Origin of the sequence: Chitinophaga barathri (assembly GCF_003807585.1) — a bacterium.
Lineage (GTDB): Bacteria > Bacteroidota > Bacteroidia > Chitinophagales > Chitinophagaceae > Chitinophaga > Chitinophaga barathri.
The window spans coordinates 1-24,407 of the sequence record NZ_RMBX01000020.1; the positions used below are offsets into that span (position 1 = coordinate 1).

The following is a 24,407-nucleotide window of genomic DNA, read 5'->3' on the forward strand; positions in this document are numbered from 1 at the left end:
CAAAAGACGCTTTTCAATGGAAGTAAGGGATTTGGCCATTGCCTTAATTGTACTACAATGCGGGGGAAATCCTGATATATTCTTCAAAACATAAAAATGGTCGGAATTTCTTCCGACCATGACTGGCTTTTTAGGCCCCTTTTAGCAATATCTTGTTTTGAAATCCCTGTCATGCTCCTGATAGCATATTAACCGGATCAGCTCCGGATCAAGTCCGCCTCATGTCCACCTCAACTCCGCCTTGCCTATATCTCTCCTATATCTACCATAGCTGATTTCCGGTTATTACGGGGTAGGTTCGCAGTTCGTTTCCGGCAAAAGGCAAAATACTATCATATCAGGAATCCGATACTCCTTTGTCTTTATTACAACTCTATCGTTTCCGAATCGAAGATCACTACTTTATCCCACAGCATATTGCAGTTTTCGATGAACTCCAGGTGCACCGGATGTTCCTGGTAAACGTCGTGACCGGCTTCGTCGTTAAAAACGGTGAGCAGGCAGTAGCTGTAGCTCCTGTCTATCACCGGGCGGTCTGTAGCCGCGGGTTTGCCCACATTAAACACGATCAGGCTTTCAATTTTCCCGAGTGAGCTTACGCCTTCCTCGAATTTTTTCACATCTGCGGCGGACAGGTCCGGCTTCAGATAGAAATTAACAACGTGCACGAATTTTTTTGTTGTGGGCATAACCGCTAGTTTTTTACGGATGCCAAGTTAGCAGTTCCCTGTTTAAAAATCAAGCCGTCTTTCATCACAAAACTCACTTTGCCCATTGCCTGGATATCTTTCAGCGGATCGCCGTCCACCGCTGTAAAATCCGCTATTTTCCCCGCTTCCACGCTGCCCAGCTGGCTTTCCATGCCCAGTAGCTCCGCCGCCTTGATAGTGGCGGATTTGATGGCATCCATCGCCGGCATACCGGCTTCTACCATATATACAAACTCCAGCCAGTTGCTCCCGTGCATATACACACCCGCATCCGTACCGAACGCGATCTTCACACCTTTTTTCCAGGCTTTGCCAAATGTAACCTGTATCTGCGGCCCGATCGCTTCCGCTTTGGGTTTTACGATATCGGGATAATAACCGGGGATCCTGGCGGAATCGGCCACGGAGCGGCCCGCCGTGATGGTGGGCACATACCAGGTGCCGTGTTTGATGGCGAGGTTCATCGCCTCTTCGTCCATGAGGGTGCCGTGCTCGATGGAGTTCACGCCCGCGCGGATGGCCCGTTTGATGCCTTCTGTGCCGTGTGCGTGCGCGGCCACTTTGAAGTTGTAGTCTTTTGCCGTGCTCACAATAGCGGCCAGCTCTTCATCCGTGAATTGAGGGCTGCTGCCGTCCTTAGCTACACTGAGCACGCCGCCGGTGGCGGTTATTTTGATCAGGTCCGAACCGTTTTTGTAGGCCTGGCGTACGGCTTTCCGGCATTCGTCCGGGCCGTTGGCCACACCGGCTTCAGGGCCGGGATCGCCCATGAGCGCGCGGCTGAAACCGTTGGTGGGATCTGCGTGGCCGCCTGTGGTCGCGATGGATTTACCGGCAGTGAACACACGCGGGCCTACGATCAGCCCTTTGTTGATCGCATTCCGCAGGGCAATGTTCACACCGGTGCCGCCCAGGTCGCGCACCGTGGTGAAACCGGTCATAAGCGTACGCTCCGCGTACCGCACGCTTTGGTAGGCAAGGTCCGCGGGATTTTGTGTGAACTTTTCGGTGTAGGCGTTTTTATTGGTTTCCGCTTCCAGGTGCACGTGCATGTCCATCCATCCGGGCATCACGGTCTGGTTCTTCAGGTCTATCACTTTATCGCCGGCGGCTGGTGTGGCATAACCAGGCTGTACGGCGCTTATCTTTTTACCTTCAATGATGACGGTCATCTGCTGGCGGGGTTTATCGCTCACGCCGTCTATCAGCGTGCCGCAATGCAGGATGGTCCGTTGCGCCATTACGGTTACGACGCTGCACAGGGAAAACAGGAGGATCAGGGTCTTTTTCATATATAGTTCAGGTATGTTCTGCGATGTGTTTTCTCACGGCGAACCAATTCACGGCATACACCAACGCGAGGATCGCCACGGTGGCCACCAGCGACATGATGCCGGGCCATTCCGATACAAACATATTCCGCTTCGCCAGCAGCCCGGAAGCCCACCATTGCAGGCCGGTGATGGCCACAAAAGCAACAACGCCGGTCACCAGATACATGGGGATAAACTGCTTCAGCAGGTAACGCTGCAACTGCCCCGGCGATGCGCCCAGCGTGATCAGCAGCCGTATTTCATTCCTGTACGATTCTATTACCAGCTGGATGAACATACTGAACACCAGCAGAGCAAACATCAGCAGCACCAGCCCAAAGAAACCCACCGCCGATACGATGATCTGCACAATGCCCCTGATCTTGCTGTACTTCGTTTTTTCTTCGTCTGTCACGTATTTATGTTCTTCCAGGTAATTGGTGAGCACGGTGCTGCTTGGGTCTTTAGTCTTGACGATAATGCGGGAAGGCGCTTTGGCTGCGCCCGTACTGTAAATGTTATTGGCCCAGTCCATAAAAGACTGCGGCACCAGCACGGTGGAGATGCGGTCGCTGAACCCCACGATGCGCCCGAGGAAACGGCCGGTACGCATACCCTGGCTGACAACGATCCCGGGGCTGAGCGTTTTGATGGTTTCTTCGGAGAACTGCGGCATGTTGTTGCCCAGCGCAAAACCGAAATTGAACATATTCGTGAAATCGCGCGGCACGATGATGGGCACTATCTGCTGGCCCTCCTGCCATTTCCAGTCGGTACTTTGCACATCTATAAAACTATCCGGTACCGATTCGAAAAATGCGAGGGTGGAAAAGCCCAGCTGGTCCGCTTCCAGGCGCACGTTGTATTGTGCGGCGGTGATGATGCTGAAGTCTTCTACGAACGGCTGCGCGGCAATGTCTTTCAGTTCTTCCGGCTTAAAAACCGTCAGTTCGGGTTTGCCCATCATGTCGTTGGTGATCTTTTTGTTCACCACCAGGTAGTCCGCCCGTTCATTCTGGTTCCTGCTGCCATACAACAGTTCGTTGAAGTTGGTATGCACCTGCAAAGCCACAAGTATCAGCAGCATGGCTATTCCCAGGCCTATGGAGGCCATCCAGAAGCGGCCCCTGCCCACCCCTGTGTGGATGATCTTTTTTAAAATCTCGTTGAACTGCATGTTATAATAAATAGCTTACGGTGTAGTCAAATCGTTGGTCGTGGTCAAGATCGGTAAGGATAAACCCGGCTTTGCGCGCGTGGCATTCCTCCGCGATCAATCTCGCCGCCTTGTCTGCGTTGGCATCGTCCAGGTGGCTGAATGGCTCGTCCATCATCAGCCATTCAAATGGCTGCATCAGCGCCCTGATGATGGCTATACGCTGGCGTTCGCCGTAAGACAATGTGGCACCGCTCTGTTTCAGCACGTGCGTAACGCCCAGGCGCTCCGCAAATTCCAGCGTCTTTTCCTGCGGGTAATAGGGCTGCGGGTCCATCACTCTTTTTAATTCAATATTCTCCAAAGCGCTCAGCTGGTCAAACAGCCGGAGATCCTGGAACACCACGCTTACCTGCCGCTGGCGGATGGCGCTCAGCTGGTCGCGGTTATAATCCTGCCAGGGCTTGCCGTCTACGCTGATACTCCCCGTATAGTCGTACCGGATATGATAGAGGTAATGCACCAGTGTGGTTTTACCGGTGCCCGATGGCGCTTTTATTTTGATGAACTGTCCTGGTTGGAAAGTAACGTCGCGGTTCCAGATGTCGGACTGCCGCTGCAATATCCTTTCGCGCAGCGGAACCGGCACAACCGCAGAAAGCTGGATCTGCATATGTTCCTGTTGTAGAAAGATAAATATAGGCAAAAAAAAGAAGCTGCCCTTGGCCGGGCAGCTTCCTTATCCGTTAGTCCGGAAAAATAATATGTTATTGTGCGGGAACTACAGCTGCGGCAGAATCAACTACTACAGCACTGTCCGGAACTGCACCACCCCATGCGGCTTCGTCTTCTGCTTTTTTCGCTTCGTAATAACCCCACATTTTTTTGGTGAAGTTCACGAGCTGCACCAGCGTATTCTGGCTTTCGTTTTTGAAGTTCAGCTCCAGTACGGATTTCTGGCTTTTACCGCTGAACGGTTCTGAAGAAACGGTAAAGTTTTTCAGCAGGCCTTTGAGGTCGTTGGAGATGCTGTCCGGCAGTTGTTTCATCTCTTTTTCAGGGATGTTGTTCACGATCTTTTCAATATCAAGGTACATGCTGAACACGCTGCCTTTGGTGGCATTCACCGCTGCTTCGTCCAGCTTTGCTTTGGATTTGCCAGCTTCGTATGCTGTCAGCAGCGCCTGGTCTGAAGCAGCCAGGATGCGTTTGTCGTTGATGGAGACAGCCACGGGGCCCATCGGTTGCTGAGGCACGTACTGGTCACCCTGTTTGGAGAACATCGGCGCTACCACCTTGCTGCTCATCACTTTCTCGAAAGCGGCCTTGTCACCTACTTTCATGTTGAACACGAATTTGATATCGGGTTTCTCGGTGGTCATGCTGGAATCCCATTCTGAGGGTTTGCTCACTACGGAGAAATCCGAACCGATAATGGCGATCTCACCTTTGAATGCTTTCAGGATATCGTCCAGGGAGATCTGCGCTTCGGCAAGGCCCATATTTACAAGACCGTCCATACCCACCAGTTTCAGGATGTCTCCCACCATACGCAGGTCGAAGTTCGCCACAGCGTAACCGAGGATATTTTCGGAAGGGTAATTTTCAATCATCTCCATGTTCACTTTCTCCATCGGGTATTTTTTGATGATGTCGGTCATTTCCTTACCTGCGTAAGAAGTACCGTTCACCTTGATCTTCCCGTTTTCGAAATGTGCCGCGGCGGTAGTGAAAGCGCCTTCGGTCAGTTTTTTGATATTGCCGGTCATGAGTGCGGCCATACCGGAAGGAGTGCCGGGGTTAAAGGCGTAGATCTGTTCGCTGCTCATCCAGAAGAATACGTCGCCTTTTTCTTTCTGTACATCTTTGAAAGATTCCACAGTAGCGATGGATTCGTCTTTTTTCAGGTGGAACAGTTTGTTGAGTGTTTCAACGTTATTAACAGCCTTAGGCGCGGCGGGCAATGCAGCGCTGTCGCCATCCATGCCGTCCATATCGTCAAAACCGTAAGGATTGTTATTGTTCAGATCGTTCGGATCGAAAGCAAATATGCCGATGATGGTCTCTTTGTCGAAGCCAACGATGGCGTCATTATCTTCCAGATATTTGAAGTCGGTGCCGGCTTTTACGTCTTTTTTGGATTTCTCTTTGATAAAGGCCTCAAATTTGGCTGCATCTTTCAGTTTGGCATAAGCGGCCAGGTAACCTTTGCTGCCTGCTTCACCGGGCACCATGGCGATAAAAACGTCGCCTTTCAGGTCTACGCCTGAGTTTTCGGCATCTTTCATCGCTTTAGCCATAGAGCTGGAAGTGTCTTTGCTCTGTACGGCATCAAACAATTTATCTACAGTGAGCCCGTCCTTCACCAGTTTATCCTGGATCTGGGCGGAGTTAACACCCACTACCATAGCAGCGTTCCTGGGAATATGCTTACCCTGCTCCGGGGTTTTGGAACAGGCAGATAACAATAACACCGCTGCCCCGGATAATACGAGCAACGTTCTTGAGATCATTCTTTTCATAAAGAGAAAGATGTTAAATGGATTTGAAAATTACCGGTAAAAATACAAGGTTTTTTGCTAATACGTTTAAATTTATTGATATACGGCTCAAAACCGGCTACTTTCAACAATTTGTCTACCTTTGCAGATATCTGAATTTTAACCATTTACTGAAGAACCGTAATCATTATGTACCTCATCCTCCTACAGTACATCCGACCTGTCGCGGCTATAGAACATTATATGGCGGCGCACAACGCCTTCCTGGAAAAACAATACCGGGAAGGGAAATTCATTATTTCCGGCCGCAGAAAGCCCCGTACGGGTGCTATTATGCTTTGCAAGGCGGGCAGCCGCCGCGAAGTGGAAGCGATCCTCGCGGAAGATCCGCTGGACAAATTCCAGCTGGCCGTATACGACATCATCGAATTTGAGCCGAACACGTTCGAAATGGCGGACATCAGCTCCTGATCCTTTCTTTTTCCTTCCCCCGTTTATCCCGCATCAGCCCATAGGGCTTTGCATCGCCAACGATTGCCCAAAAAAAGCCGGTCCTTTTTAAAAAAAGTTTGTAAATTCAGAGAAGAGCATCCAGAGAAAGAAAATCCTGTAATTGTTTTATTGACCTTTTTAAAACCTAACACACGTTATGCACAGTACTATTCACACGTCAACACGTTAATGTTTTCCCAGTTTTTCCAACGCCATATCTGAATCGGGTTTCATTCTTCATTACCAAAATCACTTCCACATGCGAAAGAAGTACGATCAACTTGCGCCGTAAAACGGCTGCCGACTTAACCTAAACGCCAAAGCTAAATCGATTTTGTTGACCGGGAGATCAACCGATTTTCCATCCTGTAAACTAAACATCTATGTCATTCCACGTAAACTGCGGAGCCCGCAGGCTTCTGGCACTATGCCTGTTGCTATTGCCATGCCTGGCCTTATGGGCGCAATCCGGCAAAATCTCGGGCAAGGTATCCGGCAAGCTGGACAAATCACCCCTGCCGGGTGTTACTGTCGTTATCAAAGGCACTAAGACCGGTACCGTCACAGACCCGACGGGTAATTACACCATCACCGCCAAAACAGGCGACGTACTCCAGTTCTCTTTCGTAGGCTTCGGCCAGAAAGAAGTAACCGTAGGCACTACTCCCACCATAGACGTTGAGCTGGATGAAAACGCCGGCCAGCTGAATGAAGTGGTGGTAACCGGCTATGGCAGTCAGTCTAAAAAAGACATCACCGGCGCTGTGGCCACCGTAAACGTAAAGCAGCTCCTTTCCGCACCCGCGGCAAACGTTGGCCAGGCCCTCCAGGGCCGCGTAGCGGGTGTTACCATCGGCAACGAAAACGCGCCCGGCGGCAACGTAATGGTGCGTATCCGCGGCTTCGGCACCATCAACGACAACTCGCCGCTGTATATCATAGACGGCGTGCCGACGAAAGGAAATCTCAATATGCTGAACCTGAACGACATTGAAAGCATGCAGGTGCTGAAAGACGCTTCCGCGTCTTCCATCTACGGCTCCCGCGCGGGCAACGGCGTAGTGATCATCACCACCCGGAAAGGCAAACCCGGCAAACCCAAGCTCACCTACGACATGTATTACGGCACCCAGCGCGCCGTCAAATTCCTGGACCTGCTCAATACCCAGGAATATGCGGACCTACTCTGGGAATCCCGTATCAATGCCGGTAACGTGGATGCAGCCACCGGCTTCCCTAAACACGCCCAGTTCGGCAGCGGCGCCCGGCCTACCATCCCCGATTACATTTTCCCGGACGGCGCTTCCGCGAACGATCCCCGCGTGAACCCCGCGAATTACAGCGCGGACATTGACGCGCCGGAGTTCAGGAAAACCAAATGGCTGATCACCAAAGCCAACAAAGAAGGCACCGACTGGATGGACGAGATATTTAACCCGGCCCCCATTCAGAACCACCAGGTGGGCGTTTCCGGCGGCAGCGACGCCGGCCGTTATGCCATGAGCCTGAACTATTTTAACCAGGAAGGCATCATGATCCATACCTACTTCAAACGGTATTCCCTCCGCGCCAATTCTGAGTTCAACGTGAGCAAACGCATCCGCGCCGGGGAAAACATCCAGGTGGCGTACGGCGAAAGAGTAGGCCAGCCGGCCGGCAACCAGAACGAAGGAAATCCCGTTTCCTTCGCATACCGCCTCCAGCCTATCATTCCGGTGTACGACATCATGGGCAACTTTGCAGGCACCAAAGGCGGTGACCTGGACAACGCCCGTAATCCCGTGGCGCTGCTTTACCGCAATAAAGACAACGTCGGTAAGGACCTCCGCATTTTCGGCAACGCTTACATCGAAGCGGACATCCTGCCGAACCTCACCGCCCGCAGCAGCTTTGGCGTGGATTATACGACCTTCAACATCCGGACCTACAACATCCGCGACGTTGAATCTTCCGAATCCGCCTCAAACAGCAATCTCAGCACAAACAATAACTACGAAGCCACCTGGACCTGGTACAACACGCTTACCTACAAATTCAGGCTGGGCTCGTTTCACCGTTTCAACGTGATCGTCGGTACAGAGTCCATCAGCAGTTATTTTGAACAGTTTGCCGCGGGCCGGGCGAACTTTTTCCTGGATGACAAGGACAACCGCTACCTGGACGCCGGTAACGCCGGAACGTCCACCAACAGCGGCAATGCCTCCAACTGGCGCCTGGCTTCTGAATTCGGTAAGGTCAACTATGCCTTCGGGGAAAAATACCTGGTGGACCTGACCCTTCGCCGCGACCGTTCCAGCCGTTTTGCGGAAGACTTCCGCGTGGCTTACTTCCCGGCTGCAAGTATCGGCTGGCGCGTGACGGAAGAAAACTTCCTGAAAAGCGGCCGCATCCTCAGCGACCTGAAACTGCGCGCAGCGTATGGCCAGACCGGTAACCAGGAGATTGGTAACTACAATCCCTATACGTTCTTTGGCACCAACCCCACCACCTCTTTCTACGACCTGAACGGCGCCCGCACCACCTCGCTGCAGGGGTACGAGATCACCCAGTTCGGGAACACCAATGCCAAGTGGGAAACTACTTCCAGCCTGGATTTCGGATTTGATGCAAGCCTGCTCGAAGGCAGACTGGGCGTGGCTTTTGACTGGTATACCCGCAAGACCACGGACATGCTCTTCCCGGTAGAACTGCAATTCACACAGGGCATTGCCACCAATCCTTTCCGCAACATCGGCACAATGGTGAACAAAGGGATTGAGCTGGGCATCAATTATACCGGCGATGCCGCCGCCGGAGATTTCCGCTACGATATCGGCGTCAATTTTTCGACTTACCGCAATAATGTAGAAGTAACAGACGGCAACCCCAACACCCGCTACTTCGGCTTCACGACCCGCCTTCCATCCATGACTGTTACCCAGGCCGGCTTCCCCATTTCATCCTTCTTCGGTTACCAGATAGACGGTATTTTCCAGACAGACGAAGAGGCCGCCAAACACGCCGCCCAGTTCGGCGGAGGCGCGAACAACAAAGCCGGCCAGTTTATTTTCCACGACCGCGACGGCAACGGGGTGATCAATGCGGAAGACCGCATGATCATCGGCAGCCCGCACCCTGATTTCACGTATGGCGCAAACGTACAGCTCGGTTACAAAAACTGGGGCCTGACGTTGTTTGCCGCTGGCGTACAGGGCAGCAAGATCTTCAACTACGTCCGTTACTGGACGGACTTCCCGACGTTTGGCGGCAACCGCAGCCGCGAAATGAAAGACAATTCCTGGAGGCCCGGAAAAACTGACGCCAAGCTGCCGCAGCTGCGTTCGAACGACGTGATCAGCTCCAACCCTTCCACGTATTACCTGGAGGACGGATCGTATCTCCGGATGAAAAACATCCAGCTCTCCTATCGCCTGCCCGCCACGTTGCTGCGTAAAGTGGGCGTGGAAATGTTCCAGGTGTATGTACAGGCGCAAAACCTGTTCACCGTCACCAAATACACCGGCCTTGATCCCGAGATCAACCTGCGCGCATACGGCGCGAACAACGACCGGCATATGGGCGTGGACGAAGGCGCATACCCGGCTGCTAAAACATTCCTGATCGGCGCAAATCTGAGCTTCTAATTTTTAAACAGATCGTTATGCAACTACGTAAAATAATCATAGCTGCCGCACTCACCGTGATCGCGGTTTCCTGCAGCAACAAATTCCTGGACGTAAAGCCGAAAGCCGTGCTGCTGCCGGACCAGATGAACAATAAAAAAGGCGTGAACGCACTCCTCATCGCCGCTTATTCCCTGCTGGACGGAGTGGGCTCCGGCGGCACGTCCTGGCATGGCTCCGCGGACAACTGGATATACGGCGCCGTGGCCTCGGACGATGCCTACAAAGGTTCCACTTCCGGCGACCAGCCCGAAATATCGTTTATAGAAACGCGTAAAATACTGCCGGACAACGGTCACTTCCGCGGCAAATGGCGTGCGGTGTACGACGGCGTGGCCCGTGCGAACGATGTGCTGATCGCGCTGGCCAAAGCCACGGATATAGACGAGACAGAAAAGACGCAGATCATCGCGCAGTCCCGGTTCCTCCGCGCGCATTATCATTTTGAAGCGAAAAAGATGTGGAAAAACGTACCGTATGTGGATGAAACCATTTACAATCCGGAAGACCCCAACAGCACCAAAGTGCCCAATACGGATGACATCTGGCCCAAAATAGAAGCCGACCTCCAGTTTGCCTGGGCCAACCTGCCACACCGCCAGAGCCAGCCCGGCCGGGCAACAAGATGGGCTGCGGCAGCTTTGCTTGCCAAGGCTTACCTGTTCCAGCAGAAATTCACCGCAGCCAAACCGCTGCTCGATTCCATCTACATCAGGGGCGGGTTTGCGCTCACGCCCCGTTATTCGGAGAACTTCCGCGCGGCGACGAACAACAACCAGGAATCCATTTTTGAAGTGGAGCATTCCGTGAACGACGGCGCGGGCGGCGGTGAAAACGGCAACCAGGGCGCCACGCTCAATTTTCCTTACGGCGGCCCTACCACCTGCTGCGGTTTCTTCCAGCCGTCGCAGAATATGGTGAATGCATTTAAAACAGATGCAAACGGCCTGCCCATGCTCGACAACTTCAATGATGCGGATGTGACCAACGACCAGGGCATCGAATCCACACAACCCTTCACCCCCTACGCCGGTGCGCTGGACCCGCGCCTGGACTGGACAGTGGGCCGTCGTGGCATTCCCTACCTGGATCACGGCGATCACCCCGGTAAAGCCTTTGTGAGGGATCAGTCCTATGCGGGGCCTTATTCTCCCAAAAAACACCTTTTTTCCAAATCAGAGATCGGCAATTCCACCTGGACGGGCAACCCTCGCCAGAACGCCAATAATTACCGGATGATCCGTTTTTCCCATGCCATACTCTGGCTGGCGGAATGTGAGGTGGAGCTGGGCAACCTGGAAAGGGCCAGGACGCTGGTGAACGAAATACGCACGCGCTCACAGAACGCCGCCGGTTTTGTGAAAAAGGCGGACGGCACGAACGCGGCCAATTACGTGATAGGGCTGTATACCGCAGCATGGGCAGATCCTGTGTTTGCCCGTAAAGCTGTACGGTTCGAAGAAAGGCTGGAATTCGGCATGGAAGGCCACCGCTTTTTTGACCTGGTGCGCTGGGGCATTGCGGAGCAGGTGATGAACGCCTATTATGCGAAGGAAAAACTGAAAAGAACGTATTTCAACGACGTGAAATTTGAAAAGGACAAACACGAATATTACCCGATACCGGCGCAGGAGATATTGAACAGCGCCCTGAACGGGGCAGCCACCCTGAAGCAGAACCCCAATTATTAGATATCAGCAAAAAAAGGAAGGGGGCCGGCTCATCACCGGCTCTTTTTTTATTTTTTCCCAGTAAAGTTCTCATGAAAAATTTATGCATTACTGCTGGCCAACTACCCAGCAACGGCCACAAAAGGCATTGTGCCGCAGATACAGTCAGGTTAGGGAGCGTTTATTCTTTTTCCTTAAACTTCTTTTCGGCGTCCTTTGCTTTTTCAAAGTCGAGGATTACCGAATTGATGCAATAGCGCAAACCGGTTGGTGGGGGGCCGTCGTCAAATACATGCCCGAGGTGCGCTTTGCAACGGCCGCATTGTACCTCAGTACGCTGCATACCATGCGCGTTGTCCGGCGTATAGATCACGCTGGTCTTGCTGATGGGCTGGTAAAAACTCGGCCAGCCGCAGCCGCTTTCAAATTTGGTGTCTGACACGAACAGCGGGTTTCCGCACGCTGCGCAATAGTAAGTGCCCTTATCCTTAGCATTCCAGTATTTACCCGTAAACGCCCATTCTGTGCCTTTTTCGCGGGCGATGTCATAAACATCTTTGGGTAATAGGTTTTTCCACTCTGCGTCTGTTAGGTTTACTTTACCAGTATCCGTGCGGGAGTACACCGGATTCTTTTTTTCTTCCATTGTATTGGTTTTATTCCCGTTTTGAGAGTATGTGCAGTGGCTGATCAATAAAGTCAGCCCTAAAATTAGAAGATTCCACAATTTCATACCAGTAATTTGATTCCGCGTTAACTACGCTTTAACGTCAATGTTAATAAAAGGGATATATCGTCTTAGCTCAGCCACCTTAAAGTTACGAAACACAGCCCCGAATGGATTGCGGATAGATTGTATTTAACAATATTTTTTATTCCTACCTTTACGCCAAAAGGCAGGCAAGTGGCGGATATCATCAATTTACTACCGGATAATTTAGCAAACCAGATAGCGGCGGGGGAAGTGATCCAGCGGCCAGCTTCGGCGGTAAAGGAACTGCTGGAGAATGCCGTGGACGCCGGAGCGACTGAAATTCAGCTTTTCATAAAAGATGCCGGTAAAGAACTGGTACAGGTTATTGACAATGGAAGTGGTATGAGCGATACAGATGCGCGTATGTGCTTTGAGCGCCACGCCACATCCAAGATCCGCTCTATTGACGATCTTTTTCACATCCGCACCATGGGCTTCCGCGGAGAAGCTCTCGCTTCCATCGCTGCCGTAAGCCAGGTGGAACTCAAAACCCGCCGCGATGGCGACGAACTCGGCTCTTTTATCGAGATCGACAACAGTGTTATCAAAAAACAGGAACCGTGCCAGACCGCCCTCGGAACGAGCATAGCCATGAAGAACCTGTTCTTCAACGTACCGGCCCGCCGGAACTTCCTGAAGAGTAACGCTGCGGAAATGCGCCATATTGTGGATGAATTTATACGGGTGGCCCTCGCTTTCCCCCATCTCCAGTTCTCACTCAACAGCAACGGCCAGCAGATGTTCCATCTCGAAAAGGGCTCCCTCAAACAAAGAGTGGTGAACATCCTGGGCCAGCATTACAACTCCAAGCTGGTGACCGTAAAGGAAACTACCGATTATATGAATATCCACGGGTTTGTGGGTAAACCCGAAACTTCCAAGAAGACCCGTGGGGACCAGTTCTTTTTTGTGAACAACCGCTTCATCAAAAGCAGCTACCTGAACCATGCCGTGATGAACGCTTTCTCCGAGATGATCCCGACGGACAGTTACCCGCTCTACGTGCTCTTCATCGACCTTGACCCCGCGCATGTGGACATCAACGTGCATCCTACGAAGCAGGAGATCAAGTTTGACGATGAACGCATCCTGTACGCCTTTGTGCAGTCCGCCATCAAACACGCGCTGGCCCAGTTCAGCGTCACGCCCGCGCTGGACTTCGACCTGGACCCGGGCATCCAGCAGCTGGACGCGCTTACCCAGCCGTTCACCGAACAAAAGAAAAATCAATCCGCCAATACTTCCATCTACAAAACCTTCACCCACGCCAACCAGGCGCATGTGATCGATAAAAGCAGCAACAGCAATCTCCTGCACTGGAAGGAACTCTACGGCGAGCCCTCCCGGCCGGACAACGATAACGTGCCGCCGGAAACGCCCCTGAGCACGGCTTCCCTGATAGATGAACGCTGGCAGGAAGCCGCCACGGATCATAAAGTGCCCGTGCAGGTACACCAGCAGTTTATTCTTTCGCAGATCAAGTCGGGTTTTATATTGATAGACCAACGGGCCGCCCATGAGCGCATTCTCTACGAACGTTACCAGAAAGCCCTGGCGGAGAAACCTATGGCCACACAACAGAGTCTTTTCCCGCAAACGCTGGAGCTGCTCCCCGCCGATGCGCTGATCATCTCCGAAATGCTGCCAGACCTCCAGGCGCTGGGTTACGACCTTGAACCTTTCGGCCAGCATACTTTCGTCGTGCGCGGCACCCCGGCGGATATCCAGACGGGCAACGAACAGGCCAGCATCGAGGGCCTGCTGGAGCAGTTCAAACATTACAGTAACGAGCTGAAGCTCAACCGCCGCGAACGCCTCGTGCGCTCCATCGCGCGGAACAACGCCATCCCTCCCGGGAAAGTGCTGGGCACCAGGGAAATGCAGAACATCATCGACGAACTGTTCGCCTGCTCCACCCCGAATGTTTCACCGGGCGGGCGGTTCACGTTCATCTCCTTTAAGCTGAACGACCTGGAAAAAATGTTTGAAAGGGGAATGTAAATCAGCCGCGCAGAACGTCCATCACGTCTTTCAGCTGGTGGTACAATAACGAAAACGCTTTGTAGTTCTTCCGGTAAACGGGCAGATGCGTAGCATCCGGCTCAAATACGCGCGCGGCGGCGGCCGGGCTGAACTGCCAGGCGTCTATCTTTTCCAGCGCGTGCCAGCCGAGCAGGGCGGCGCCCAGCGCGGAAGCATCCTCGTCCTGGTGGAGGAGCATCGGTTTCTGGAATATATCAGCCAGTAATTGTATCCACAAAGGGGAGGCGGTGAAACCGCCGCTCACGGTCACTTCCTTCACATCGCCCACCACGCTTTCCAATGCCTCGCCCACGCTGTACAGCCCGAAACAGATCCCTTCGATCAACGCCCGCTGGAAATGCGGCGACCCATGCTGCTGACGGATGCCCACATAAGCACCCGCCGCGCGGCTGTCCCATACCGGGGCGCGCTCGCCGAGCAGGTAAGGCATACACAGCAGGCCATCCGAGCCGGGAGGGGCGGTGAAAGCCGTTTTCAGGAAATCATTGTAGTCGGACCAGGGGAGGAATGCTTTGGAGAACCATTGCAGGGCCCCTCCGCCGTTGTTCACGGCGCCGCCGCAAACGTAATGCTCCGGGGTGAGCAGGTAAGAGAAAAGCCTGCTTTGGTCATCTTTTGCCGGTTTGCTGGTCATCATACGCATCGCGCCGCTGGTGCCGATGGTAATCGCGGCATGTCCGGGCTGTACGGCGCCGCTGCCCAGCTGGGCAAGACAGCCGTCGCTGCTGCCGGTAAGTATCAGCGTATCCGCAGGAACGCCCAATGCCTGTGCCATCGCGGGATCCATGCCGATGAGCAGGCGCGTGGTCTCCACCGGGATAGGCAGGCGCTCGTCCGTAATGCCGGCCAGCTCCAATGCGGGAGCATACCAGTCCAGCGCGCGGATATCAAACAATCCTGAGCCGGAGGCCAGGGAATAATCAGTTACAAATTCATGAAAGCAACGGTAAAGGAACAGTTCTTTGATACCGGCGAAACAGGCGGCCTGATCGAATATCTCCGGCTGGTGGTCACGTATCCATTGTAGCTTGCAGAGCGGGCTCATGGCGTGAATGGGTGTACCGGTGGCCTGGTAGATCTCCTGCCCCTTCGGCGTGTTTTTCAGCGCTGAGGCATATTGCTCCGCCCGGTTGTCCGCCCAGGTAATGAGCGGCGTAAGCGGCTCTCCGTCCGCATCTACCGCCATCAGGCTGTGCATCGCGCTGCTGAGCGCAATGGCTGCGGGCGGCGCGCCCATCTCTTCAACGGACTGGCGGATGGTGTTAATCACCGCGGCAATGATCTGCTCAGGGTCCTGCTCACTGAAGCCCGGCTGCGGTTGCAGGGTCGGATATGTTTGTCTTTTTGATACCGGAATATGCCCGGAAGGCGTAACAGCAACCGTTTTGGCACTGCCCGTCCCGATATCAACGCCAAGGATATATGGTGTGTTCGTTGTCATAGAATAGAAGCCGAAAGTAAAAAACACCTTCCATTTTCCGCATTTAATTTATAGATTTAAATACTCAGGTCGAATCTTATTAACAAAAATCCACGTTCAAAACCATGGCATTCGAGATTAAAAAACAAGCGAAGGCGTACGATGTATGCATCATCGGCTCCGGAGCAGGAGGAGGCATGGCTGCCAAAGTACTGGCCGAAGCAGGGCTAAAAGTCGCCTTGCTGGAAGCAGGACCCAAATATGACCCCGCCGATCCCGCGCAGCAGACGCAATTGAAATGGCCGTACGAATCACCACGCAGAGGAGCAAGCACCACCCGGCCTTTCGGGGATTTCGACGCAGCCTATGGCGGATGGGAGATTAACGGCGAACCTTACACGAAAAAGAACGGCACACAGTTCGACTGGTTCCGCTCACGCATGGTGGGCGGCCGTACCAACCACTGGGGGCGCATTTCGCTCCGCTTCGGCCCCAATGACTTTAAACATCACAGCCTGGACGGGTATGGCGATGACTGGCCCATCGGTTACGATGACGTAAAACCGTTTTACGACCGTGTGGATAAAATGATCGGCGTATTCGGTTCTAAAGAAGGCATTTACAACGAACCGGACGGATATTTCCTCCCCCCGCCCAAACCGCGCCTGCATGAGCTGATGGTAAAAAGGGCCGGCGACAAGCTGGGTATTCCAGTGATCCCTTCAAGGCTTTCTATCCTGACCCGCACCGTGAACAAGGACCGTGGCGCATGTTTTTATTGCAGCCAGTGCAGCAGGGGCTGTACCGTACATGCGGACTTCTCCTCTTCCACCGTACTCATCAAACCGTTGATGAAAAGCGGGAACGTGGACCTGTACACCAACGCGATGGCCCGCGAAGTGCTTACGGACGCCAGCGGTAAAGCCACCGGCGTAAGTTATGTGGACAAAACCGATCTCCAGGAGTACCAGGTGAGCGCCCGTGTGATCGTACTCGCGGCCAGCGCCTGTGAATCAGCGCGGCTGCTCCTCAATTCAAAATCATCCGCGCATAAGAACGGCCTCGCCAACTCCAGCGGCGTGGTGGGCAAATACCTGCACGACAGCACCGGCGCTTCGCGCGGCGCATACATCCCCGCGCTGATGGACCGCAAGCGGTACAACGAAGACGGTGTAGGCGGTCTGCACATGTACATTCCCTGGTGGCTGGATAATAAAAAGCTGGACTTCGCCCGCGGCTATCACATCGAGATGGGCGGCGGCATGCCCATGCCCGGTTATGGCTTTGGTTTCGGGATAGAAGGCCTGCAAAGCAAAAATCCCAACCCGGGCAATGTAACGCCCGGCGGTTACGGCGCTTCGCTGAAAAACGAATACCGCCGCTATTATGGCTCTACCGTAGGTTTTGCGGGAAGAGGCGAAGCCATTGCCCGGGAAGACAACTATTGCGAAATAGACCCTACCGTGGTGGACAAATGGGGCATCCCCGTACTGCGTTTCAACTATACCTGGAGCGATCACGAGATCAAACAGGCGAAACACATGCAGGATACATTCGAACAGATCATCCACGAAATGGGCGGTATCCCGATTGGCACGAAAGCGGGCGAGGATAAGATGTACGGGCTTGAAAACCCCGGCCGCATCATTCACGAAGTAGGCACTACCCGTATGGGCGACGATCCGAAACGATCCGTGCTGAATAAGTTCAACCAGGCGCACGACGTTAAGAACGTGTTTGTGGTAGACGGTGGCGCGTTTGTATCCCAGGCGGACAAAAACCCCACCTGGACCATCCTGGCACTGGCTCTCCGCGCATCAGAATATATTGTGGACGAATTGAAAAAACAAAACCTGTAATTATCATGGACAGAAGAGAATCGCTCAAAGCCTTGGTAATAGGCTCTTTGTCTACCGGCGTCATACTCAGCGCCTGCGAAACCAAACCCGGCGAGAAAACCAAAACCGGTGCCGGCGTCTTAAAAGACTACGGCCGCACACCCGATGAGGTGCTGCGCGACGAATCGCTTTTAAAAGAAACATTTTTCACCGCGGCGGAAATGAAAACCATTACCGTTCTGGCGGATATCATCATTCCGAAAGACGAAACTTCGGGCAGCGCCACAGAAGCGAAAGTGCCGGACTTCATCGAGTTTATCGTAAAAGACATGCCTCAGTACCAGACGCCCATGCGGGGCGGGCTCCGCTGGCTGGACGTGCATTCGCTAAAGCTGCATAACAAAATTTTCACGGACCTTTCCAAAGAGCAGCAGCTGGCCATTGCGGACCAGATCGCTTACCCGTACAAAGCTGCTCCTGAACTGAGCCAGGGTGTAAATTTTTTCAGCACGATACGCAACCTTACCGCTACCGGCTTCTTCACCAGCGAAATGGGGCTGAAAGACCTGGGGTACAAAGGCAACCAGCCAAACGTCTGGGACGGCGTGCCGGATGATGTGCTCAAAAAATATGATCTCGCTTACGATGAAAGGACCCTCGCCATCTCCATGAAACCGGATGACCGGGGAAAAGTAATGACCTGGGAGGATTAACATCCGAAAGTGTAACCTTATACATAGCGGCACGTTATAGGATTAATCACCCTATAATCTGCCGCTATGAAGTTTTTAGTCGCTTTCCTGTTATTCTTTGGATTTACTATCGCCCGGGCCCAAACTGCCCCCTATCCAGGAATATTACAATATAAGCACCAGCTGAAGTTCTCATTGATGCCACAAATTGACCCTGTAAATCCAGGTTATGAGTTCGGCTATGAATTCCAATATGCCAAAAGATGGGCGTCCCAGGTCAGCTACGCCTGGCTGACGGACGAAATTCCTGCATTGTCGAATAACAGAAGCGACTACTACCGTTTTAAAGGTCGGCGCATCGGTTTTGAGCAAAAATTTTTCTTCCCTGAGACGCGCTCTTTGCATGTACATGAATATTTCGGGCTGGAACTGGGCCACCTGGAAGCCCATACCGTCAGCGACCCGGTATTAAAAGAACTTCTTCAACCCGGCGATGTTCAGCCGCCGATAGGATGGATGAGTACTGACCGTTATACTTTTTTCATCAATTTTAAATTCGGGGGTGAGTTTCCCCTGTTCCGTCACTTTTTGCTGGATATGAGTGCAGGGGCGGGTATTAAGTACCGCGATGTGACCAATACCTTTAGCAATCCGCAGATGAGGGACGCGCTCATAAAATGGGATATTTTTAACCGTTACAACCCGGTAAAGGAATGGACGGGCACCATGACGTTCAATATGAAGATCGGATATATGTTCGGACGGAATTAACGCAGGACGTGTAACCTTATACACAGCGGCACGTTATAGAGTTAAAGTACCCAATAATCTGCCACTATGAAGTTTTTAGCTCCTTTTCTGCTGCTCTTTGCCAGCACCTTTGCCTATGCACAGAGCGAAAGCAACAACACCATTTTCCCCTACCACCATCAACTCAAATTTTCGTTGTTCCCTCTTCATGACCCGATGAATTCCGGTTTTGAGTTCAGCTACGAGCGCCAGTACAATCAGAGATGGGCCACACAGCTCGCCTTCACCATACTTTCCAACGGGCTTCATGAAATGTTTGATACGGAGAAGGAGTACCATGGTTTTAAAGGTCAGCGCATCAGTATCGAACAGAAATACTTCTACCCCACCCGGCGCCAGCGCAGCATCCGTAAATATTTTGCGGCAGACCTCAACTGGCTTGAGGCCCATACCATCCGCACTACGTATAGTGAAACCACTCCGGTGAACCCCGTGGATCGCATGAACATCGACCGCACGACGGTATCACTCAATTTCAAATACGGCTACGAAATAGCCGTCGCGAAGCGCTTCGTGCTGGACCTCAGCGCGGGCCCGGGCCTGAAATACCGTAAAATATCCAACGACAAAAATTATGTCGGCGGCTGGCGTTCCGATTCCGATGTGAACAAGGTGTACGCTCCACGCGAAGAAATGGCGGCGAATTTTGTGATAAGTGTGAAGATCGGTTATATGTTCTAGAGGGATCTCACACCGGTAACTTCTTCACTGAAGCTCCAGTGTTTTTTGGCCAGAGTTCCGCCCAATGCTGGTTCCGAGATGTCCAACTTTGCGGGGTAACCCCTGTACACTAGCCGGTAGCACCCCGTTGAACCAGGGACTAACTAAAACGGGCCTGATCTTTTAAAAAAGAGATCAGGCCCGTTTCGTTTTTTTATTTCTTATTGTACATTTTCCCTGAACACCCTGTTCAGCCAGCGCAGCATCACGAATATGAGGCCCGCGGCAAAACCCAGCAGCACAAAGTTCACGAGGAAATAATTCATTTTGTTGTCGTACGTATCCCACATAGCCGCCAGTACACCGGATAATTTATTACCGATGGAAGTAGCCAGGAACCAGCCGCCCATCATCAGTGAAGTAAAGCGCGGCGGGCTGAGTTTGGATACAAGGGAAAGGCCCATGGGACTGAGCAGCAGCTCCCCGGCGGTGATTACGCCATAACATCCGAACAACCACCACATGGATGCTTTTTCAACGCCGTTGTTACAAAAATAAACAGCGGCCACCATCATAAACGTAGACAGGGAGGATATCAGCAGGCCCCAGGCTATTTTGGTGGGAGTGCTCGGCTCCCTGTTCCGTCTGCGCAGGAATGCAAAGAGTGCGACCACGATCGGCGTGAGGATAATTACAAAGAACGGGTTGACGGATTGGAACAATTCGGTGTTCACCACGCTGATGCTGCTGCCTTCGGCCGGCATATGTTCAGGCGCTACGTTCTTGAGATATACGGGAACGCCCACTTCCTTTACCGGCTGGCCATTGGCATCTTTTATCACGCGGAATTCATGGTCATACGCCACTACGGAATCCGTTTTATTGGTCACCGTTTCCGCGAGGTAGAGTTTTTGGGCGGGCGTTTCTATCGCCGGGGACAGTTCGCGGTCCGTATAAAACTGCGCCCATGTAGTGAGCGCGGTACCATTCTGTTTGAACACCGCCCAGAACATCACAGACACTGAAAAGATGGCCAGCAGCGCCTTTACGGGCTGTTTGTCTCCCGCGCTGGCTTTACGCAACAGGTTCGCGAAAAAATAAATGATCGGGAGGCATGCGAATATAAACGCGTCTGTAGAGTCGGAGCCGAATATGTTATCCGGTATCACCCAGCCGATATAACCCACAACCAGCACGGGTATAAACACCTGCGCGAAAATGCTTCCCAGCGACATATCGCCGGGCTGTGTGGGTTTGCGCACATCGGCGTGTTTGTAATGTTTCAGGCCGGCGATAAAAATGATCACACCGAGGAACATGCCGATGCCGGCCGCAATAAAGGCCGCGCCCCAGTTGATGCTGTTGCGCAGGTAGGCAGCAAAAAAGGTGCAGATGAACGCCCCGATGTTGATGCCCATGTAAAAGATATTATACCCGGTGTCTTTCTGGGCCTTGTATTGCGGGTCGTTGTATACGTTGCCAAGAAGGGTGGAGATATTGGGTTTGAAGAACCCGTTGCCCACGCAGATAAGCGCCAGCGACAGGTAAAACACCGTCAGGTTCTGTACGGACAGGCCGATGTAGCCGATGCCCATGAGGATGCCGCCGATGATGATCGATTTGGAATACCCCAGTTTGCGGTCCGCCAGCAGGCCGCCAACAAAAGGCGTGAGGTATACGAAGGCGATAAAAGTACCGAAGATGTCGACGGCTTTTTTGCGATCCATGGCCCAGCCGCCGCTTTCAGCATCCGTCAAATATAGCTGGAGAATGGCCAGGAGCAGGTAGAACCCGAACCTTTCCCACATTTCGGAAAAAAACAGGAATGGTAACGCAACGGGATGCTTGCGGTTAGAAGACATTGTTGTAACATGTTTGGTGCCGCTAAAAATAAGATTAAAACGGCAATCCGGCCAAATTTAATGAGAACATAACCGGTCGGTTTCTTAACTTGTAATTGGCATCTGTAGTGGGTCTTCCTGGCCCCCTGCATAAAATCGATTTAGCACCATCCGCCACTCATAGAGTAATTTGGAAATTCTAAGAATTTTTCTATTATATTGAACGAAAATTTATCAAATCATGGTTCAGGAAAAAAATAACGAAGGAAACCAGATTTCACGTAGATCATTTCTAACCACTGGCGCTACAGCCGCAGCAGGTTTTATGATCGTTCCACGTCACGTATTAGGAGGAAAGGGCCATATAGCGCCCAGCGACAGGTTACGCGTTGCCGGCATCGGCGTTGGGGGTAAAGGTGAAAGCGATATTGCCGAATTTGCAAAAGGCCCCGCAGATATTGTTGTGTTATGCGATGTGGACGATAACCGTGCAGCCAACTCGGTGAAGAGATTCCCGAAAGCCAAGTACTACAAGGATTTCCGCGAAATGCTGGACAAAGAACACAAAAACATCGATGCCGTGTCCGTATCCACACCGGATCACCAGCACGCAGTAGCTGCCATGGCAGCCATGCAGCTGGGCAAGCACGTATATGTTCAAAAACCGCTTACGCACGACATTTATGAAGCGCGTATGCTCACCGAAGCAGCGAAAAAATATAAAGTAGTTACCCAGATGGGCAACCAGGGGGCGTCCGGCGACGGCGTGCGCCAGCTGATGGAATGGTACAACGCAGGCCTTATCGGCGACGTACATACCGTTTATTGCTGGACCAACCGTCCCGTTTGGCCGCAGGGCCTCCCCTGGCCTACCGCTACCGCCGAGATCCCCAAAGGCCTCGACTGGGACCTTTGGCTGGGCACCGCTCCCAAAAAAGATTTCGTAAATAAACTCGTGCCGTTCAACTGGCGCGGCTGGTGGGATTACGGTACCGGCGCTCTTGGTGACATGGGTTGCCATATCGTGGAGCCTCCTTTCCGCGTACTCGGCCTTGGTTACCCCACTTCCGCGGAAGCCAGCGTTGGCAGCGTGTATGTGGACGAGTTCAAACAGGGCTACTTCCCGGACAGCTGTCCTCCTTCTTCTCACGTGATCATGAACTTCAAAGGCAAAGCCGGCGATATCAAACTCCATTGGATGGACGGCGGTATCCAACCTGCCCGCCCCGAAGAACTAGGCCCGAACGAAAGAATGGGAGACGGCGGAAACGGTGCCATCTTCATTGGTACAAAAGGCAAGATGATGTGCGGTACTTACGGTATGTATCCTTCCCTGCTGCCCAGCAGCCGCAATGCGGAAGCCAAAGTGGCTCAAACCATCGCGCGTGTTCCGGAGGGCCACTACTTACAATGGGTGAACGCATGCATCGCCGGTTATGGTAAAAAAGAGCTGAGTGCTCCTTTTGATATCGCAGGCCCGCTGACGGAGACCATCCTGATGGGTAACCTCGCTATCCGCAGCTACGATGTGCGCAAACCCAAGGCAAGCGGCAGCGGCTTCGACTACCCCGGACGTTACATCAAACTCCTGTGGGACGGCCCGAACATGAAGATCACCAACTTCGATGACGCCAACCAGTTCGTAAAACGCTCTTACCGCGACGGCTGGACACTCGGCAAATAATCGGATCACAGATACTTCCCAGGCGGCATCATCCTCGTATGATGCCGCTTTTTTATTGGGTTGAAGTACCGGCATAAAAAAACCGGGGCATGACCCCGGTTTTGAATGTCTTCAAAAAAACTAGCGGAACAGTTCTTTAAAATCCCTTTTGAATTCCTGCCATTCCTTATCCGCCTTCTTCATGGATTTATCCAGGTTCTCTTTGGTCTTATCCCAGGCTTCGGCGGTGCTGTTGCGCACATCGTCCAGGCGCTTGCCCAGATCGTCGCGTACTTCTTCAAGGTCCTTACGCGCTTTTTCGCTTTTTTTGCTGCCATCCTTTTTCAGCTCTTCGATCCTTGCGTCCAGGCTGTCCATCTTTTCTTTGATGGCCGCGGCGGCTTTATCCTTTTGTTCTTTCAGGTAAGCTCCCGCGGTGTCAGCCTTTTCTTTCAGGTACGCGCCGGCGGTATCGGCCTTCATTTCCACACCTTCTTTCATTTCTGAGGCGCCTTCTTCAATTTTGCTGGCTGCGGAATCGCTGCTGGATGCGGTCTGGCTGTTCTGGCAGGCCATCACTGCGGCTGCGGCCAGCACGAGAATATATTTTTGCATAGTCGTCGGTTTAAAGGATTGATGCAAACGGCATTCCAATTATTCCTGGATGGCCGTGAAAGTGGCCAGGATGGAATCTCCTTTCTGAAGGCGAAGCAGGTCCTTTTCTATCGTGTATCGGCTGGTGCCTTCCAGGGCTTTGGAAAAAGCATTTTCTACATCCAGCGCGGGGCAGGCCATCTGGGTAGATATTACGTTGGTGATCTGGAGGTCGCCGGCAGGGGTGGTGAGGTATTTTGCGCCAAAACCGTTGCAGCCCAGGAAACCCTGTACCTGGGAAGAGGTGTCCACCAATTGCATAAAGATCGCCTTGCCACTGTCCGGGATGGCCTGGGGGCCGCCGGGCAGTTCTTTCAGTTTCCAGCGGGTGCCTTCCAGTTTCCAGGCGGTTTCCGCTCCGGCTGGCTGTACTGCCACGCTGGCCGCAGTGTCCTGCGTCGCTTGTTTGGATGTGCCCTGGCAGGCATAAGTCAGAATAGCGCCGAGTGCCAAAGCGCTCAAAATCATTTGTTTCATAAGTCTGGTTTTATGGTAAAAACTTATACTATCAATCTTCAAGCCATTTTA

Annotated in this window: 19 protein-coding genes; 9 read left to right on the forward strand and 10 right to left on the reverse strand. The window is 52.7% G+C overall.

All coding sequences use genetic code 11. The features are described 5' to 3' along the window. Positions 1 to 365: 365 nt before the first annotated feature. The 5 genes from EG028_RS26715 to EG028_RS26735 form a co-directional block, all read right to left on the reverse strand. A complete protein-coding gene (locus tag EG028_RS26715) occupies positions 366 to 689 on the reverse strand; it encodes a Dabb family protein (RefSeq protein ID WP_120519344.1) in 324 nt (107 codons plus the stop codon). Between the two features lie 5 nt (positions 690 to 694). Continuing rightward, positions 695 to 2,002: a metal-dependent hydrolase family protein gene (locus EG028_RS26720; RefSeq protein ID WP_120519345.1), complete on the reverse strand. Its 1,308-nt coding sequence runs from the start codon at positions 2,000 to 2,002 to the stop codon at positions 695 to 697. A gap of 7 nt (positions 2,003 to 2,009) precedes the next feature. Continuing rightward, positions 2,010 to 3,200: an FtsX-like permease family protein gene (locus EG028_RS26725; protein ID WP_120519346.1), complete on the reverse strand. Its 1,191-nt coding sequence runs from the start codon at positions 3,198 to 3,200 to the stop codon at positions 2,010 to 2,012. Position 3,201: 1 nt separating this feature from the next. After that, on the reverse strand, positions 3,202 to 3,852 hold the full coding sequence (locus EG028_RS26730) for an ATP-binding cassette domain-containing protein (RefSeq protein ID WP_120519347.1): 651 nt from the start codon (positions 3,850 to 3,852) through the stop codon (positions 3,202 to 3,204). 94 nt (positions 3,853 to 3,946) lie between these two features. Further along, on the reverse strand, positions 3,947 to 5,701 hold the full coding sequence (locus tag EG028_RS26735; protein WP_120519348.1) for a DUF4836 family protein: 1,755 nt from the start codon (positions 5,699 to 5,701) through the stop codon (positions 3,947 to 3,949). Between the two features lie 168 nt (positions 5,702 to 5,869). On the opposite strand from EG028_RS26735, the gene EG028_RS26740 reads away from it, so the two are divergent. The 3 genes from EG028_RS26740 (at position 5,870) to EG028_RS26750 (ending at position 11,525) form a co-directional block, all read left to right on the forward strand. After that, positions 5,870 to 6,151, forward strand: a complete 282-nt coding sequence (locus EG028_RS26740; protein WP_120519349.1) for a YciI family protein — start codon at positions 5,870 to 5,872, stop codon at positions 6,149 to 6,151. Between the two features lie 404 nt (positions 6,152 to 6,555). After that, positions 6,556 to 9,795, forward strand: a complete 3,240-nt coding sequence (locus EG028_RS26745) for a SusC/RagA family TonB-linked outer membrane protein (RefSeq protein ID WP_120519350.1) — start codon at positions 6,556 to 6,558, stop codon at positions 9,793 to 9,795. A gap of 17 nt (positions 9,796 to 9,812) precedes the next feature. Then, on the forward strand, positions 9,813 to 11,525 hold the full coding sequence (locus EG028_RS26750; protein WP_120519351.1) for a RagB/SusD family nutrient uptake outer membrane protein: 1,713 nt from the start codon (positions 9,813 to 9,815) through the stop codon (positions 11,523 to 11,525). 160 nt (positions 11,526 to 11,685) lie between these two features. Here the strand turns inward: EG028_RS26750 and msrB are convergent, their stop codons facing one another. After that, positions 11,686 to 12,150: a peptide-methionine (R)-S-oxide reductase MsrB gene (gene msrB, locus EG028_RS26755; protein WP_317127257.1), complete on the reverse strand. Its 465-nt coding sequence runs from the start codon at positions 12,148 to 12,150 to the stop codon at positions 11,686 to 11,688. A 258-nt stretch (positions 12,151 to 12,408) separates the two neighbouring features. Between msrB and mutL the strand changes: the two genes are divergently transcribed. Beyond that, positions 12,409 to 14,259, forward strand: a complete 1,851-nt coding sequence (gene mutL / locus EG028_RS26760) for a DNA mismatch repair endonuclease MutL (protein WP_120519353.1) — start codon at positions 12,409 to 12,411, stop codon at positions 14,257 to 14,259. Between the two features lies 1 nt (position 14,260). Here the strand turns inward: mutL and EG028_RS26765 are convergent, their stop codons facing one another. Next, complete coding sequence (locus EG028_RS26765; RefSeq protein WP_120519354.1) at positions 14,261 to 15,742, reverse strand: gluconokinase; 1,482 nt, start codon at positions 15,740 to 15,742, stop codon at positions 14,261 to 14,263. Between the two features lie 104 nt (positions 15,743 to 15,846). On the opposite strand from EG028_RS26765, the gene EG028_RS26770 reads away from it, so the two are divergent. The 4 genes from EG028_RS26770 to EG028_RS26790 all read left to right on the forward strand — a co-directional run bounded on the left by EG028_RS26770 (position 15,847) and on the right by EG028_RS26790 (position 19,742). Then, positions 15,847 to 17,580: a GMC family oxidoreductase gene (locus tag EG028_RS26770; RefSeq protein WP_120519355.1), complete on the forward strand. Its 1,734-nt coding sequence runs from the start codon at positions 15,847 to 15,849 to the stop codon at positions 17,578 to 17,580. A 5-nt stretch (positions 17,581 to 17,585) separates the two neighbouring features. Continuing rightward, the gene (locus EG028_RS26775) at positions 17,586 to 18,272 is read left to right on the forward strand and encodes a gluconate 2-dehydrogenase subunit 3 family protein (RefSeq protein ID WP_120519356.1); all 687 of its coding nucleotides are present in this window, start codon (positions 17,586 to 17,588) and stop codon (positions 18,270 to 18,272) included. A 177-nt stretch (positions 18,273 to 18,449) separates the two neighbouring features. Then, positions 18,450 to 19,022 carry a hypothetical protein gene (locus EG028_RS26780; RefSeq protein WP_120519357.1) on the forward strand — a complete coding sequence of 191 codons (573 nt, stop codon included), beginning with the start codon at positions 18,450 to 18,452 and terminating at the stop codon, positions 19,020 to 19,022. A gap of 66 nt (positions 19,023 to 19,088) precedes the next feature. Continuing rightward, a complete protein-coding gene (locus EG028_RS26790; protein WP_120519358.1) occupies positions 19,089 to 19,742 on the forward strand; it encodes a DUF3575 domain-containing protein in 654 nt (217 codons plus the stop codon). Positions 19,743 to 19,942: 200 nt separating this feature from the next. Here the strand turns inward: EG028_RS26790 and EG028_RS26795 are convergent, their stop codons facing one another. Continuing rightward, complete coding sequence (locus EG028_RS26795) at positions 19,943 to 21,583, reverse strand: peptide MFS transporter (RefSeq protein WP_120519359.1); 1,641 nt, start codon at positions 21,581 to 21,583, stop codon at positions 19,943 to 19,945. 220 nt (positions 21,584 to 21,803) lie between these two features. Between EG028_RS26795 and EG028_RS26800 the strand changes: the two genes are divergently transcribed. Beyond that, on the forward strand, positions 21,804 to 23,246 hold the full coding sequence (locus tag EG028_RS26800) for a Gfo/Idh/MocA family protein (protein WP_120519360.1): 1,443 nt from the start codon (positions 21,804 to 21,806) through the stop codon (positions 23,244 to 23,246). 120 nt (positions 23,247 to 23,366) lie between these two features. On the opposite strand, the gene EG028_RS26805 is transcribed toward EG028_RS26800, so the two are convergent. Both EG028_RS26805 and EG028_RS26810 read right to left on the reverse strand, forming a co-directional pair. Next, entirely contained in the window at positions 23,367 to 23,840 is a 474-nt protein-coding gene (locus tag EG028_RS26805; protein WP_120519361.1) for a hypothetical protein, read from the reverse strand. Between the two features lie 39 nt (positions 23,841 to 23,879). After that, positions 23,880 to 24,356: an META domain-containing protein gene (locus EG028_RS26810; RefSeq protein ID WP_120519362.1), complete on the reverse strand. Its 477-nt coding sequence runs from the start codon at positions 24,354 to 24,356 to the stop codon at positions 23,880 to 23,882. Positions 24,357 to 24,407 lie beyond the last annotated feature (51 nt).

What these genes read in the sequence shown, in the direction of transcription:
- EG028_RS26715 (WP_120519344.1), bottom strand. Translation starts at nt 689, where the DNA reads ATGCCCACAACAAAAAAATTCGTGCACGTTGTTAATTTCTATCTGAAG.
- EG028_RS26720 (WP_120519345.1), bottom strand. Translation starts at nt 2,002, where the DNA reads ATGAAAAAGACCCTGATCCTCCTGTTTTCCCTGTGCAGCGTCGTAACC.
- EG028_RS26725 (WP_120519346.1), bottom strand. Translation starts at nt 3,200, where the DNA reads ATGCAGTTCAACGAGATTTTAAAAAAGATCATCCACACAGGGGTGGGC.
- EG028_RS26730 (WP_120519347.1), bottom strand. Translation starts at nt 3,852, where the DNA reads ATGCAGATCCAGCTTTCTGCGGTTGTGCCGGTTCCGCTGCGCGAAAGG.
- EG028_RS26735 (WP_120519348.1), bottom strand. Translation starts at nt 5,701, where the DNA reads ATGAAAAGAATGATCTCAAGAACGTTGCTCGTATTATCCGGGGCAGCG.
- EG028_RS26740 (WP_120519349.1), top strand. Translation starts at nt 5,870, where the DNA reads ATGTACCTCATCCTCCTACAGTACATCCGACCTGTCGCGGCTATAGAA.
- EG028_RS26745 (WP_120519350.1), top strand. Translation starts at nt 6,556, where the DNA reads ATGTCATTCCACGTAAACTGCGGAGCCCGCAGGCTTCTGGCACTATGC.
- EG028_RS26750 (WP_120519351.1), top strand. Translation starts at nt 9,813, where the DNA reads ATGCAACTACGTAAAATAATCATAGCTGCCGCACTCACCGTGATCGCG.
- msrB (WP_317127257.1), bottom strand. Translation starts at nt 12,150, where the DNA reads ATGGAAGAAAAAAAGAATCCGGTGTACTCCCGCACGGATACTGGTAAA.
- EG028_RS26765 (WP_120519354.1), bottom strand. Translation starts at nt 15,742, where the DNA reads ATGACAACGAACACACCATATATCCTTGGCGTTGATATCGGGACGGGC.
- EG028_RS26770 (WP_120519355.1), top strand. Translation starts at nt 15,847, where the DNA reads ATGGCATTCGAGATTAAAAAACAAGCGAAGGCGTACGATGTATGCATC.
- EG028_RS26775 (WP_120519356.1), top strand. Translation starts at nt 17,586, where the DNA reads ATGGACAGAAGAGAATCGCTCAAAGCCTTGGTAATAGGCTCTTTGTCT.
- EG028_RS26780 (WP_120519357.1), top strand. Translation starts at nt 18,450, where the DNA reads ATGCCACAAATTGACCCTGTAAATCCAGGTTATGAGTTCGGCTATGAA.
- EG028_RS26790 (WP_120519358.1), top strand. Translation starts at nt 19,089, where the DNA reads ATGAAGTTTTTAGCTCCTTTTCTGCTGCTCTTTGCCAGCACCTTTGCC.
- EG028_RS26795 (WP_120519359.1), bottom strand. Translation starts at nt 21,583, where the DNA reads ATGTCTTCTAACCGCAAGCATCCCGTTGCGTTACCATTCCTGTTTTTT.
- EG028_RS26800 (WP_120519360.1), top strand. Translation starts at nt 21,804, where the DNA reads ATGGTTCAGGAAAAAAATAACGAAGGAAACCAGATTTCACGTAGATCA.
- EG028_RS26805 (WP_120519361.1), bottom strand. Translation starts at nt 23,840, where the DNA reads ATGCAAAAATATATTCTCGTGCTGGCCGCAGCCGCAGTGATGGCCTGC.
- EG028_RS26810 (WP_120519362.1), bottom strand. Translation starts at nt 24,356, where the DNA reads ATGAAACAAATGATTTTGAGCGCTTTGGCACTCGGCGCTATTCTGACT.